This is a genomic window from Rhizobium sp. WYCCWR10014 (assembly GCF_001657485.1).
In the GTDB taxonomy this organism is placed as follows: domain Bacteria; phylum Pseudomonadota; class Alphaproteobacteria; order Rhizobiales; family Rhizobiaceae; genus Rhizobium.
Window position 1 is genome coordinate 452,533 of sequence record NZ_LXFU01000051.1, and the last position, 12,545, is coordinate 465,077.

A 12,545-nucleotide genomic window follows, 5' to 3' on the forward strand; every position below is an offset into this window, starting at 1 on the left:
AGCGATGTTTGTATTGTGATGTCATCCTGGAACTCTACTGGTTCGATCAGAATGCGCGGCATTACTCGGTGTTCAAGCCGGCGCCGCTCCGTTGTCAGGGCAGATCAGAATGGAAGGGAATGCACTACTTAACGCAACCGCTGCGCCGAATTTAGCGACATCCTTCGGCGAATTCCGGCTGTACCCGGGGCGTCACCTCCTTGTCAAAGACCAGGAGCCGGTGGCAGTCGGCTCGCGGGCGCTCGAAATCCTCATCGCGCTGACCGAGCGGCCTGGCGAACTCCTGACGAAGGACGAACTGATCGCGAGGGCCTGGCCGAATACCATAGTTGAGGAATCGAATCTGAGAGCGCAGATCGCAGTGCTTCGTAGGGCACTCGGCGAAGACCACTCAACCGCGCGCTACATTGCCGCCGTGCCTTCGCGGGGCTATCGGTTCGTCGCTCCAATTTTCCATCTTGAACTGCCGAATGGGCCTGCCGGGGATGCAGCTCCGAACAATCTCCCAAGGCAACTGACGCGACCGATCGGAAGGGAGGAGGCAATCGAAATTCTTGAAGGACGGGTTCAACGGTCTCGTCTTGTATCCATTGTCGGTCCTGGCGGGATCGGAAAGACAACGGTCGGCATCCGTGTGGCGGAAGAGCTCTCTTCGTCGTATGAGCATGGCGTGTGCTTCCTGGATCTGGCACCGCTCGGGAATCCTTCGTCGCTTCCCTCCGTCCTTGCATCACAGCTTCGGCTCCCGAAGATTACGGGCGATACCGTTTCCCTGTTGACCGCCCACCTGCGTGACAAGCGTATGCTTCTGGTGTTCGACAGTTGCGAACTCGTTCTGGAGGCCGTCGCAGGACTAGCGGAGATCCTGCTCCGGGAGGCTCCGGGTATCGGCATTCTGGCTACCAGCCGAGAGGCATTGAGGGTGGAGGGGGAAAGCGTCTACAGGCTTCCCGCTCTCGATATGCCCCCGCTTGGCTCGGGCCTTACGGCTGCCGATGCCTTGGCATTTTCCGCCATCCGCCTTTTTGTGGACCGGGCAACTTCGTCCGGAAGTGAGTTCACGTTCGATGACGACGAAGCTCCGATTGTCACCCACATATGCCGTCAGCTCGACGGAATTGCCCTGGCAATCGAGCTCGCTGCCGGTCGGGTCGAGGCATTTGGCACCCGAGGAATAGCGGAGCTTTTGAACGATCGGCTACGATTGCTGACGGGTGGACGGCGCACCGCGCTTCCACGGCACCAGACGCTTGCTGCCATGATCGACTGGAGCTACGGTGCGCTTTCGCGCGAGGAGCAGGCGGTGTTGCGAGGGCTGGCCGTGTTCGCTGGTGAATTCGGGCGGGAGGCAGCGGCAGCCGTTGCTTTCGATCCACTCGCAATCGAACGCGATGTACCGGGGCAACTCGCGCAACTCGTGGCGAAGTCCCTTTTAGCTGTTGATACGCACGGCAAGGCGGCACGATACCGACTGCTCGATACGACACGTGCCTTCGCTGCAAGCAAATTGCAGGAGGAAGGGGAGGTAAGCCTCGTCGTCCGGCGCCTTGCGAGATATCTGTGTGCGACCCTCGAGCATTCGGCAGAGGAAGTGGAAACCCTGTCAAGCGAGGATTGGCTGCTCAAGTATGGGGCACAAATCAACAACGTCCGCCACGTCCTCGACTGGGCGTATTCCGACAACGGCGACGCCGAGGTAGGGGTCGGCGTCACTGTCTCGGCCATTCCGCTCTGGTATCAATTGTCGCTGGTCGATGAGTGCCTGACGTGTGTGCGCCGCGCACTCCTTGCCTTCGACCCAGGGGAAAAGCGGGATGGGCGCGGCCGTCAGGTCATGCAGCTCTATAGGGCGCTCGGTCTCTCGCAGGCCTTCAAGGTCGGGTTCGCTCCACAGGCTCCTGCCGCGTTCGCAAAGGCACTGGAGATTGCCGAAGAGCTGGGCGATGTCGACGCGCAGGCAGAAGCCCTGTGGGGCTTGTGGATCGCGCAGGTGGGTATGGGCGAATATCGGGCATCGCGCGACAATGCCGAGCGGTTCGTGAGGCTTGCTCGTAACAGCCTCGACAGGTTTATCGGCGACCGCATGCTGAGCATGACGCTCTTCTGCATGGGAGATTTCCGGGGTGCCCGTCGCCACGCCGATCTCATGCTGGAGCACGATGTCTCGACCGAGCTTCCCCCCGGCGGGTACGTCCGGTTCAGATTTGGTCAGTCCGTTTCGGCGCGAATACAGCCCGCTCAGCTCCTGTGGATGCAGGGCCTACCTGATCAGGCCGTGCGCGCCGCCGATGCCGCCGTGGAAGCGGCACGCACCTCCGGCCACGCGATTTCGCTTTGCGAAGCATTGGCCCGATGGTCATGTCCAATACTGGTTCATGTTGGGGACCTCACGGCGGCCGATTGCGCGATCACAGAGCTGCTTGATTTGGCCAAACTGAACGGCCTTGGTCCTTGGGAGGTCTTCGGCCGCTGCTGGAAAGCGGCCCTGCTGATCCAGCGGGGACATCCCGAAAAAGGCGTTGCGCTTCTGCGCAGCGGGCTGGACGAACTGCGGCAGGTCAAGCTTTTCAACCTTTACAACGTCAGATTTGTCTGCTTCCTGGCCGAGGGTCTCGCCTCGCTCGGCGAGCACGCCGAAGCGCGGGCTCTAGTGGAGGCAGCCATTGCCGCAAGCGAGGAAAAGGACGAGCTCTGGTACATTACGGAGCTCTATCGTCTGAAAGGTGAAATCCTTGCTGGGTGCGGACATGGCGACGAAGCCGAGCACTGCTATCTCCATTCCTTGGAACTGGCACGACATCAGGACGCACTTTCCTTGGAATTGAGAGCGGCCGTGAGCCTTTCTCAAGCGGTCGCGGGGCGGGACGAAAGAACTAAAGCGCGCGACCTTCTGGCGACGGTCTATGAACGTTTCATCGAAGGTTTCGATACCGCGGACCTGCGCGCGGCGAAGGCGATACTGGCCGAACTGTCCTGACCGGGACTTGCTTGCCGTTGCGCGGGCGCCTGCTTGACCGTTACACAAGAATTCACGGCGATTCACTGGCTGGTGGCCGTCGTGTTCTGCCATCTTGTGTCCGTCGCCGGATTGTCGGCAACGCATGAAGGGCGGACCGATGATGACCACCACGCCTACCGAAATGGACGCACTCGTCCTCACAGAGACTAACTCGGACCTTGTCCGGACCCGCATGGTCTGTCCTGCTCCCGCGGCGGGGGAGGTTCTCGTCCGCGTCAAGGCGAGCAGCGTCAACCCGCTCGATCTCAAGATCAAGAGCGGACAGGCTCCGCACGCCCGCCACCCGTTACCCGCCATCCTTGGAATGGACTTAGCCGGGGTCGTCGAGGCAGTGGGTCCTGGCGTCACCGCGTTCAAGCCGCGGGACGAGGTTTTCGGCTTGACTGGCGGCGTTGGTGGCCTGCAGGGTTCATTGGCGACTTTCGTCTCGGTCGATGCCGATCTTCTGGCTCCCAAGCCAACCAACCTCACCATGCGCGAGGCCGCGGCACTGCCCCTGGTATTCATAACCGCCTGGGAAGGGTTGGTTGATCGCGCAGCGGTGCAGGCACGGCAAAAGGTACTCGTAATCGGTGCGGGCGGCGTCGGTCACATAGCAATCCAGATCGCACGCGCCTTCGGAGCCGAGGTCTTCGCTATAGACAAGGGCTCGAAGCAGAGGCAGATCGAAGAGCTGTGCGCGACCGCGATCGACCGCCATCAGACGACCGTCGAGGAGTACGTGAAGGACCACACGGGCGGACGCGGCTTCGATGTCGTCTATGATACCGTCGGCGGGGCAGGGATTGATACCGCGTTCAACGCCGTGAGCAGGTTCGGTCACGTCGTCAGTTGCCTCGGATGGGGCACCCATTCGCTCGGGCCGCTATCCTTCCGGGCGGCAAGCTACTCGGGCGTGTTCACGCTTCTGCCGATCCTGACCGGAGAGGGCCGCGCGCATCACGGGGCAATCCTGCGCGAGGCAAAGCGCCTTGCCGAGGCCGCGAAGATCGCTCCTCTCCTCGACCCGCGCCGCTATAGCTTCGAGACTGTCGGCGAAGCCTATGCCGAAATCGAAAACCACACCGCCAACGGAAAGATCGTCATCGACGTCGCCCCGTAGGAGGGCGTCTCACCCCAGCCAAGGAAAAAGCTATGCCATTCGTAAACGTAAAGCTCGTCGACGGCGTCTTCACGCCTGAGGAAAAGCACGCCATGGCCAAGGCGCTGACCGATGTCATGGTCAAGTTCGAAGGCTCGGAGGCCTTCCGCGAGGTCGTCTGGGTCCTGATCGAGGAACTGCACACGGATGGCTGGCACATCGGCGGCAGGCCGTTCGAGGGGCCGAAGTCCCTGATGACCACCCTTTCGAAATCGAAAGACATCGTCGAGACGATCGATGGCCATCCAACGACACGCAAGGAGTGGGCCGCGGCCGCGCCGGTCGTTGGCTGACCGCCCTGCAATTTGAGCCGGGGCGAACACAGAAAGCGGATGGAAAACCTCCGTCCGCGCAGAGCCATCCGGTTGAAAAAGGGACAGGACCATGACTTCGAGAGAACATTTTCCGATACCTGCTGTGACGAGACGGGAGGTCCTACTGGGAACGGCCGCCACGGCACTCGCCGTAGTGCCGATGCAGGCACTTGCTGCCACGGCCTCTTCAAATCTGATCAATGCGAACATCGAAACCGGGAGTGAGACCATGAGCAGCATTACTACGAAAGACGGCGCGCAGATTTTCTACAAGGATTGGGGTTCCGGCCAGCCGATCGTATTCCACCACGGCTGGCCACTCAGCGCCGACGACTGGGACAACCAGATGCTCTTTTTCCTTGCGAAAGGATACCGCGTCATCGCACACGACCGTAGAGGCCATGGCCGCTCGAGCCAGACTTCCGGTGGCAACGACATGGATACGTACGCCGCCGATGTAGCGGCACTGGCCGAGGCTCTCGACCTTCGCGACGCCGTCCACATCGGACATTCGACGGGCGGCGGCGAAGTCACCAGATATGTGGCGAGACATGGGAAGAGCCGGGTCGCGAAAGCGGTTCTCATTTCCGCAATCCCTCCGGTCATGGTCAAGTCCGACAAGAATCCGGGCGGACTTCCGATCGAGGTGTTCGACGGCTACAGGGCGGCATTGGCCGCGAACCGCGCGCAGCTCTACCTCGATATCGCGAGCGGACCGTTCTATGGCTTTAACCGCCCCGGTGCGACCGTCTCGGAAGGCACTATCCGCAACTGGTGGCGACAGGGCATGATGGGCGGAGCGAATGCACATTACGAATGCATCAAGGTCTTCTCTGAGACTGATTTCACGGAAGACCTCAAGGTCATCGACGTCCCCGTGCTCGTGATGCACGGCAGCGACGACCAGGTGGTTCCCATCGCCGACTCCGCGGAGCTGTCGGTGAAGTTGCTCAAGAACGGGAAGCTCAAGGTCTACGACGGCTACCCGCATGGGATGTTCACGACGCACGCCGACGTGATCAACGCCGATCTCTTGTCCTTCATCAAGGCTTGACGGCCGGGCAGGCCGCAAGGCGCGCCTCGACCTCTCCAACTCCAGTTCGAAAGCCGTCGGCTCGTTCGAGTCCGGCTGCGGAAAGGTATGTCATGAAATCCGATCACATGCTCTCACGCCGTGGATTTTGCCTCTGCTGCATTGGCGCGGCGGGATTTGCCGCCACAGGGGGATGGTTGAGCCCCCGCGAGGCCTACGCGGAGGCGCGCGGCTTGGTGAGCCTCATAAAGGACAGCGCCGCGAAGTCCTCCATCTCAACCCACAAGCTCAGGAATGGCATCACCATCCTCGAAGGATCGGGCGGCAACATCGCGGTGTTGGAAGGCAAGGATGGCCTCGTCATGGTCGACGCCGGGATCAGTGTCTCGCAGAAACAGATGACCAAGGCGCTATCCGACATCTCGCCGGATCCCGTATCCCACTTGATCAACACCCATTGGCATTTCGACCACGCGGATGGAAACCCGTGGATCGGCTCGGACGGTGCAAAGATCATCGCGCATGAGAAGACCCGCAAGTATCTTTCGCAGGTCCAACGTGTGGAGGACTGGGACTACAATTTTCTCCCGCTGGCGCGGAGCGGCGTCCCCCAGCATGTATTCTCGAAGGAGCATACGCTCAAACTCAACGGTAACACTCTCGATCTGAAATATTACGGCCCGGCCCACACGGACGGCGACATCTCCGTGATGTTCGGCGAGGCGGATGTCCTCCATGTGGGCGATACATACTGGAACGGCATCTATCCATTCATCGATCACTCGACAGGCGGAAGCATCGACGGAATGATCGCGGCATCTGAAGCGAACCTCGCCGCGTCCACAGACAAGACCATCATCATTCCGGGACATGGAAACCCCGTGAGCAACCGCGCCGAGTTGCGTGACTTCCGCGACATGCTGGTCGCCATCCGCGAGAACGTGGCAAAACTCAAGCGCCAGGGACGCTCCCTCGACGAAGTGGTCGAGGCAAAGTCGACGGCGGCGTTCGACGAGAAGTGGGGTCAGTTCGTGATTGACCCCGCCTTCTTCACAAGGCTGGTCTACGCCGGCGTCTAGGGTGCCGCGATCTAACTAAGCCCACAGGCGCGCTCCTCCCACCGCTCCCTCGCGCGCCTCCGGGGCGCCGCCAATTGGCGCCCCGGACCTATTCGCAACCAGTAATCTCTAAGGAGACGAACATGCCGGATGAAAAAAGCGAGCTCGTAATCGATATCCCTGTCGAACTGCGAGAAGTGAAGTCAGTCCACAGCATCGGAGGGCTGGAGTTCGAGGGCGACTTGCCCGCCTCTCTGTTCCATCTTCAGTTGATCACGACTGACATCGCGAATTGGAAAGCGGCATCTGAAGTGATCGTGGTGTTCCACACCAACGCCGGCCACGTCACGCTAGGCGATGAGGCCTACAATGCGTCGCGGAACATCGCCACTGGCAACCCCTACAAAAAGTTGGTCGCGGACCTCATCGACATCGGTGTCAAAGTCGAGCTTTGCGGAGCGACGGCGAAGGTGAACGGCTGGGGCAACGCCGATCTTCTGCCCCGCATCAAGATCAATCTCGACGCCATGGCGCGGACGATCCAGCTCGTCCAGCAAGGATTCGTCAAGATCACCGAGTGACCTTCCGATTCCCTGTCCTGCCGAACGAACGCCCAGGAGAGTGCCATGCTCCAAATGCCATTTGGTTTCCATTCGACGGCCTCCGATGTCCTGAAGGGTATTGATCTCCGTGGAAGGACAATGATCGTGATCGGAGGCGCAAGCGGGATCGGTACCGAGACGATGGCAGCTCTTGCCGCCGCCGGTGCGTCTGTTGTCATCGCTAGTCAGCGCGCCTCGCGGGTTTCATTCACCCGCTTGAACATGCCCGGCGTGTATCCGGTTACGCGCTTGAACACCTTATTGAATGCGGCATCGGATGCGTATCCGGTCTTGTGGGCGATTTCCGATATCGGCGCTGGGGATGTGAGGAGAAGCGAAGAAGCGCAGTAGACTCGCCAGGAGGTCATGTATTCCAGCGGAGTCTGGCCAAGAACGTTTTTGAAACGCGCGGCGAAAGCGGACCGCGACATGCCCGCCGCTCTGGCAAGGGAATCGACGGTCCAGTCCTTTGCGGGATCGGCATGGATGGCCTCGATAGCGAATTTTAGTCGGTCATCGGACGCAGCGGCCAACCAACCGCGCTTCTGGTGCCTGTCATCGCCCACGTAGGCTCGAAGCGCATGGATAAACAGAAGCTCGAATAGTCGGGCCACCGCTGCGTCTGCGCCCAGACCAGGAACGGAGGTTTCAAGAGCAAGCATGTTCAGGATGGTCGCGAAACTCTCGGTTCGTCCAGCGCCTTTCGTCAGATGCAGAAACGGCGGAAGCACGTCGAGGGCGTAATTGCGCCCGAGCGGCTCCATCTCGAAGGATCCGCTGATGAATATCGTTGTCGCTCCGCCGCCGCCGAACTTGATACCGTTGCCCACGCGGGCTCGCTCGACGTCGACGCAGTCGATGAGCACCGAACGTTCGTCGTCGAAAATTTGGTACGCGGCGTCCGCCAGCAGGATGAAGACGTCACCGCTTTCCAGCCGTGTGGGCAGGGCCTGGCCGGGCGTGGTCAATACAGCCGAGCCGCTAACGACATGTACGAACTTCACCACTGGCTCGCCGGGGGAAACGATCCCCCAGGGTGCGCTTGCCTCCAGACGGGTGAACTTCGCCTCCCTGATGCGGGGGGCAGCGAAGATTTTCGAAAGCGCGTCCATGTTGCCTCGCCAAAGTTGGACGATCCGACAACAAACAGAGACTAACCAATCTCAAACGTCCGGAACGGGCGACTTATGTAGACACCCTAACGGAGATTGCAAATGCATAGCGACATAGAGGCATTCGAAGCGATCGGGGTCGAGAAGGCCCGGTATTGCCGATACATTGACACCAAACGCTGGGTGAGTTCGGGAAGCTGTTCTCGACCGAGCCAGAAGCACGCTTCATGGACCCAGAAGGAAGCACAGTCGCTGCGTTCAATTCTGTCGGCGACTTCGTCGCGGCAACCGCCCGCTATCTTGAGGGCGCCCGTACGATCCACCAGGTCCACAACGCCGAACTGGAACGAGTGTCCGCCCACCAGGTCACGGCGATCTGGTCCATGGAGGATTACCTCGTCTTCCCCGAGGATGACGAAACACGTCCGGCCAGCATGCACGGCTACGGACACTACCACGAAACGTGGGAGCTGGCGGATGGACAGTGGCGCATTGCGAAGCTCGCCCTCCGTCGCACCATTCTTGAAATCAAGCCCAAGGAGCGCGTCCAATGACCCAAGCACCAATCAGAGTTGGCATCATCGGGGTGCACCCCGACCGTGGCTGGGCATCTACCGCCCATGTTCCCGCTCTTCAGGAGCTGCCGCAGTTCCGGCTTTCGGCGCTAAGCCACAGCCGGATTGAAGTCGCACAGGCAGCGGCCCAGAAGTTCGGGTTCGACCACGCTGTCTCATCGACCGAGGAGCTCGTGAACCACCCCGAAGTGGATCTCGTCGTCGTTACAGTCAGGGTCCCGGAGCATCTCAAGTTGGTCACCGCCGCCCTCGAGGCCGGGAAATCAGTGTTTTCCGAATGGCCTCTCGGCATGAACGTCCGGGATGCGGAAGCAATGAACGAGCTTGCCGCTGCCACGGGTGTCTTGACGATGATCGGTCTCCAGACCCGCGCCAACCCGGCCATCTGGCACGTTCGACAGCTCGTAGGCGACGGGTATGTTGGCGAGGTTCTCTCGGCCTCCGTTATCGGCTCCGGGATCACCTGGGGCGAGGAAATCGAGGAAGCCTTCCGGTACACCCTGGATCCATCCAAAGGGGCGAGCATGCTCCACGTGCCGTTCGCGCATACAATGGACGCTCTTGGGTTCGCGCTGGGGTCTGAGTTCCTCAGCGTTTCAGGGACGCTGTCAACTCGGCGGCCCACTATCAGAATAGCGGAGAGCCGCGAGATTGTTCCGCTCACGGTCGCAGACCAGATCGCCTTTAGCGGCAGGCTTGAATCGGGCGCTCTTGTGATAAGCCATTTCCGCGGCGGCCTTTCGCGCGCGACGAATTTTCATATGGAGATCAACGGGAGCAAGGGAGACTTGCTCCTGACCAGCCCGGTCGGCTACGTGGGCGTTGGCGGGTTCAACCTTTCTGGTGCACGAGCGGGCGAGAACCTGCATCCAATCCCCGTTCCAGGCGACTTCGGGCCGGAAGAGAATGTCCTGATCGGCAACGTAAAGAAACTCTACCAACTCTTTGCCGCCGACAAACAGTCCGGCACGCGCCAAAGCCCGACGTTCCAAAGCGCCGTCAACCTGCATCGGCTGGTCAACGCGGTCGAACAGAGTGGAGGGGTATGGCGCAATGTCTGAGAAGATGCGTGCGTTGGTGCTGGACGCCCCCGGCGGACCTGAAGTCCTGCAGGTGCGGGACATAGCGAAGGCGAAAATCGAGAGACCTCAGGATGTTCTCATCAAAGTCGTCGCGGCCGGGATTAATCCGGCCGATTGGCAGAATAGAAAGAGTGGACAGAGGCCCGATCCAAATGCGGACGCCGGATCGCCGACAATTCTCGGCATCGACGGCGTCGGCGTTGTTGAGGATATCGGCGACGCTGTCGACAACGTCTCGATCGGAGACGAAGTATGGTACATCGATGGCGGCTATCCCGGCAACCCGGGCAGCTACGCGGAATACAAGGTGGTACAGGGGGCATATGTTGCGCGAAAGCCGAAGAACCTCGATTTCGTGCAGGCTGCCGCGCTCCCTGTAGTCGGCCTGACCGCGTGGGAAGCCGTCTTCGACAAGGGGATGGTCAAGCCCGGCGATCACGTGCTGGTGCACGGGGGAGCGGGCGGACTCGGCCACATCGCTATACAGTACCTTTCGGCCATCGGGGCGCGTACGGCTACTACGGTTTCAAGTGAGGCAAAAGCCGACCTCGCGCTGAAGCTGGGTGCCGACCTGGCAATCCGTTATCGGATGGAAGACGTCGGCTCGGCACTGAAGTCCTGGAGTGGCAAGGAGGGAGCCGATGTTGTGTTCGACTTTGTCGGACATGACAACTTCGCGCGGAGCTTCGGCCACGTTGCGCCGTATGGCCGCCTCGTGAACACCGTGGTCTCGAACTGGCCGAGCGGAGGAAACGGGTTCGCGGAATGGCGAAACCTGGACATCTCGTTCGTCAATATCGGCCTGCCGCAGATCGCTCGCGACCACCAGCGTAGACTGAGACAAATCCGCGTTCTGGACGAGATATCCGAGAGGGCCGACCAGGGCACGCTGCGTGCCCATATCGACCGAGTTGTTTCATTCGACGGGGTGGGTGATGCCCAGAGGGCACTGGAGGACGGGGAAACTTTGGGGCGAGTGGTGTTGAAAATATGATGCCATCGTTGGGAGAGGTTGGCTCTGGCACCAAGGCGATACCAGAGGCCGCTGACGATCGACGACAAGATTCGAGCTGAGCCCAGAGGCAGCACAGCGGTGATGCCCTGCGGTTGCTTGAGTACGCGGAGCGCGCCTTCACGCGCTGCGGTTTACTGCGGTCTAAACTCTTGAAATCGTGAGGATATGTGATGTCTATGATCGATTGGAATGCCTATCACCAGCAGGTGCTGGCGGGAGTAGCCGAAATTGCCGTACTGAGTCCGGATGTGATCAGGGGCTATCAGGCGATCGGCGGAGCGGCGCGTAAAACCAATCTGCTGGGTACCAAGGTCAACGAACTGATCGCTCTAGCGGCTGCGGTCTCGTTGCGCTGCGATGGGTGTATCGTTGTGCACACCGAGGCCGCGCTTAAAGCGGGCGCCACGCGGGAGGAGATCGCCGAGGCGCTCGGGACGGCGATTGGTGTCAACGCTGGGGCAGGACTCGTTTATTCCACGCGGGTGATGGATGCTGTCAAATCAAAGGCTTCATGAACGCTGGCGGTAGATCGAGGGTTAGCCAGGAAATCCGCATTTGGGTGAGGGACGCTGTCCACGCTCAGGCACGCCCGGAGGCCGCCTTGCGGCCTTCGGGCCCGATGAAGATCTCGCTCATTTCGGCTCTCCCACGATGCGCAATGCCATCTCCCAAAGCCGGTCCGCATTGGCGCTGTCGAGCGCGTAAGGCGCAACACCTTCCAGCTTCCCGTCCGGTCGGCGGGCGATCAGAGCGGCCTCCTGGCAGTTGTCGAAATATCGACCGTTGACGCCCTCAACAAGCGGCGAGGCGGCTAGCAGCACGGATGTCGCGGCGCCTTGCTGAGGGTTCTTGCGAAGATGCTCGGGCGTCTTCAGGCCGCCGGTGTGCCGCTGGAGGTTTGTCGCGATGGCGCCTGGATTAAGGGCGTTCGAGACGATGCCGTCGGACGCCCAGCGCTCCTTGATGCCAACCGACAGCAGTATGCACGCAGTCTTCGACTGGGCATAACCTAGAAGCGGGTTGTACTGGGTGAAATGAAAATGCGGATCATCCCAAATGACCGGGCCGAAGAGGCTGCCGGTCGAACTGACGGATACGACGCGTGCTCCATTGGCGGCGGCAAGCTGGCGACGCAGCCCCATCGTCAACGCGAAGTGGCCGAGGAAGTTCGTGCCGAACTGCAACTCGCAGCCTTCCGCGGTTCGTTCCAGCTCCGGCACCATCATGATGCCCGCATTGTTGACAAGGGCGTGGATCGGTTTGTCCCAGTCGTCGACGAACTTTTGTACAGAATTCAAGTCGGCGACATCGAGTGGGCGGACTTCGATCTTCGAGTTACCAGTCTCCTTCCTCAAGCCCTTTGCGACTTCTTCCGCGGCGTCAACGCGCCTCGCTGCAATGGTTACCGACGCACCGGCTGCGGCTAGGCTCTTTACCGTTTCGATGCCGATGCCGCTGGCCCCGCCGGTTACGATCATGGTCTTGCCGGACAGGTCGACACCGGCGAGCACCTCCGATGCGGTCGAGGTAAAGCCGAATGGAATTTGCTGGGACATCATAGTTCCTTTCCTGAGGGGTTGTGTTTGAAGTAGCT

At 60.6% G+C, this 12,545-nt stretch carries 12 protein-coding genes; 10 read left to right on the forward strand and 2 right to left on the reverse strand.

Annotated features, from left to right (window positions below; all coding sequences use genetic code 11):
- Positions 1 to 109: 109 nt before the first annotated feature.
- The 6 genes from A6U98_RS32110 (at position 110) to A6U98_RS32135 (ending at position 7,146) form a co-directional block, all read left to right on the forward strand.
- Entirely contained in the window at positions 110 to 2,977 is a 2,868-nt protein-coding gene (locus A6U98_RS32110; RefSeq protein WP_064655245.1) for a winged helix-turn-helix domain-containing protein, read from the forward strand.
- Positions 2,978 to 3,116: 139 nt separating this feature from the next.
- Positions 3,117 to 4,121, forward strand: a complete 1,005-nt coding sequence (locus A6U98_RS32115; RefSeq protein WP_156667916.1) for a zinc-dependent alcohol dehydrogenase family protein — start codon at positions 3,117 to 3,119, stop codon at positions 4,119 to 4,121.
- A 32-nt stretch (positions 4,122 to 4,153) separates the two neighbouring features.
- Positions 4,154 to 4,453 (forward strand): tautomerase family protein, encoded by a 300-nt coding sequence (locus A6U98_RS32120; protein WP_064655246.1) that lies wholly within the window; start codon positions 4,154 to 4,156, stop codon positions 4,451 to 4,453.
- A 250-nt stretch (positions 4,454 to 4,703) separates the two neighbouring features.
- The gene (locus A6U98_RS32125; protein WP_064655362.1) at positions 4,704 to 5,528 is read left to right on the forward strand and encodes an alpha/beta hydrolase; all 825 of its coding nucleotides are present in this window, start codon (positions 4,704 to 4,706) and stop codon (positions 5,526 to 5,528) included.
- Positions 5,529 to 5,620: 92 nt separating this feature from the next.
- Positions 5,621 to 6,586 (forward strand): MBL fold metallo-hydrolase, encoded by a 966-nt coding sequence (locus A6U98_RS32130; protein ID WP_064655247.1) that lies wholly within the window; start codon positions 5,621 to 5,623, stop codon positions 6,584 to 6,586.
- A 122-nt stretch (positions 6,587 to 6,708) separates the two neighbouring features.
- Positions 6,709 to 7,146: a DsrE family protein gene (locus A6U98_RS32135; protein ID WP_064655248.1), complete on the forward strand. Its 438-nt coding sequence runs from the start codon at positions 6,709 to 6,711 to the stop codon at positions 7,144 to 7,146.
- A 206-nt stretch (positions 7,147 to 7,352) separates the two neighbouring features.
- Here the strand turns inward: A6U98_RS32135 and A6U98_RS32140 are convergent, their stop codons facing one another.
- Positions 7,353 to 8,279 (reverse strand): AraC family transcriptional regulator, encoded by a 927-nt coding sequence (locus A6U98_RS32140; protein ID WP_064655249.1) that lies wholly within the window; start codon positions 8,277 to 8,279, stop codon positions 7,353 to 7,355.
- Positions 8,280 to 8,506: 227 nt separating this feature from the next.
- On the opposite strand from A6U98_RS32140, the gene A6U98_RS32145 reads away from it, so the two are divergent.
- The 4 genes from A6U98_RS32145 (at position 8,507) to A6U98_RS32160 (ending at position 11,466) form a co-directional block, all read left to right on the forward strand.
- Positions 8,507 to 8,833: a nuclear transport factor 2 family protein gene (locus A6U98_RS32145; RefSeq protein WP_245304590.1), complete on the forward strand. Its 327-nt coding sequence runs from the start codon at positions 8,507 to 8,509 to the stop codon at positions 8,831 to 8,833.
- Positions 8,830 to 9,915, forward strand: a complete 1,086-nt coding sequence (locus A6U98_RS32150; RefSeq protein ID WP_064655251.1) for a Gfo/Idh/MocA family oxidoreductase — start codon at positions 8,830 to 8,832, stop codon at positions 9,913 to 9,915. Before A6U98_RS32145 ends, A6U98_RS32150 begins: the two co-directional genes overlap by 4 nt.
- Entirely contained in the window at positions 9,908 to 10,930 is a 1,023-nt protein-coding gene (locus A6U98_RS32155) for a zinc-binding dehydrogenase (RefSeq protein ID WP_064655252.1), read from the forward strand. The genes A6U98_RS32150 and A6U98_RS32155 overlap by 8 nt, the downstream gene beginning before the upstream one ends.
- Positions 10,931 to 11,121: 191 nt before the next feature.
- The gene (locus A6U98_RS32160) at positions 11,122 to 11,466 is read left to right on the forward strand and encodes a carboxymuconolactone decarboxylase family protein (protein ID WP_082934026.1); all 345 of its coding nucleotides are present in this window, start codon (positions 11,122 to 11,124) and stop codon (positions 11,464 to 11,466) included.
- A 117-nt stretch (positions 11,467 to 11,583) separates the two neighbouring features.
- Here the strand turns inward: A6U98_RS32160 and A6U98_RS32165 are convergent, their stop codons facing one another.
- A complete protein-coding gene (locus A6U98_RS32165; protein ID WP_245304594.1) occupies positions 11,584 to 12,507 on the reverse strand; it encodes an SDR family NAD(P)-dependent oxidoreductase in 924 nt (307 codons plus the stop codon).
- Positions 12,508 to 12,545: the final 38 nt, after the last annotated feature.

What these genes read in the sequence shown, in the direction of transcription:
- A6U98_RS32110 (WP_064655245.1), top strand. Translation starts at nt 110, where the DNA reads ATGGAAGGGAATGCACTACTTAACGCAACCGCTGCGCCGAATTTAGCG.
- A6U98_RS32115 (WP_156667916.1), top strand. Translation starts at nt 3,117, where the DNA reads ATGATGACCACCACGCCTACCGAAATGGACGCACTCGTCCTCACAGAG.
- A6U98_RS32120 (WP_064655246.1), top strand. Translation starts at nt 4,154, where the DNA reads ATGCCATTCGTAAACGTAAAGCTCGTCGACGGCGTCTTCACGCCTGAG.
- A6U98_RS32125 (WP_064655362.1), top strand. Translation starts at nt 4,704, where the DNA reads ATGAGCAGCATTACTACGAAAGACGGCGCGCAGATTTTCTACAAGGAT.
- A6U98_RS32130 (WP_064655247.1), top strand. Translation starts at nt 5,621, where the DNA reads ATGAAATCCGATCACATGCTCTCACGCCGTGGATTTTGCCTCTGCTGC.
- A6U98_RS32135 (WP_064655248.1), top strand. Translation starts at nt 6,709, where the DNA reads ATGCCGGATGAAAAAAGCGAGCTCGTAATCGATATCCCTGTCGAACTG.
- A6U98_RS32140 (WP_064655249.1), bottom strand. Translation starts at nt 8,279, where the DNA reads ATGGACGCGCTTTCGAAAATCTTCGCTGCCCCCCGCATCAGGGAGGCG.
- A6U98_RS32145 (WP_245304590.1), top strand. Translation starts at nt 8,507, where the DNA reads ATGGACCCAGAAGGAAGCACAGTCGCTGCGTTCAATTCTGTCGGCGAC.
- A6U98_RS32150 (WP_064655251.1), top strand. Translation starts at nt 8,830, where the DNA reads ATGACCCAAGCACCAATCAGAGTTGGCATCATCGGGGTGCACCCCGAC.
- A6U98_RS32155 (WP_064655252.1), top strand. Translation starts at nt 9,908, where the DNA reads ATGTCTGAGAAGATGCGTGCGTTGGTGCTGGACGCCCCCGGCGGACCT.
- A6U98_RS32160 (WP_082934026.1), top strand. Translation starts at nt 11,122, where the DNA reads ATGTCTATGATCGATTGGAATGCCTATCACCAGCAGGTGCTGGCGGGA.
- A6U98_RS32165 (WP_245304594.1), bottom strand. Translation starts at nt 12,507, where the DNA reads ATGTCCCAGCAAATTCCATTCGGCTTTACCTCGACCGCATCGGAGGTG.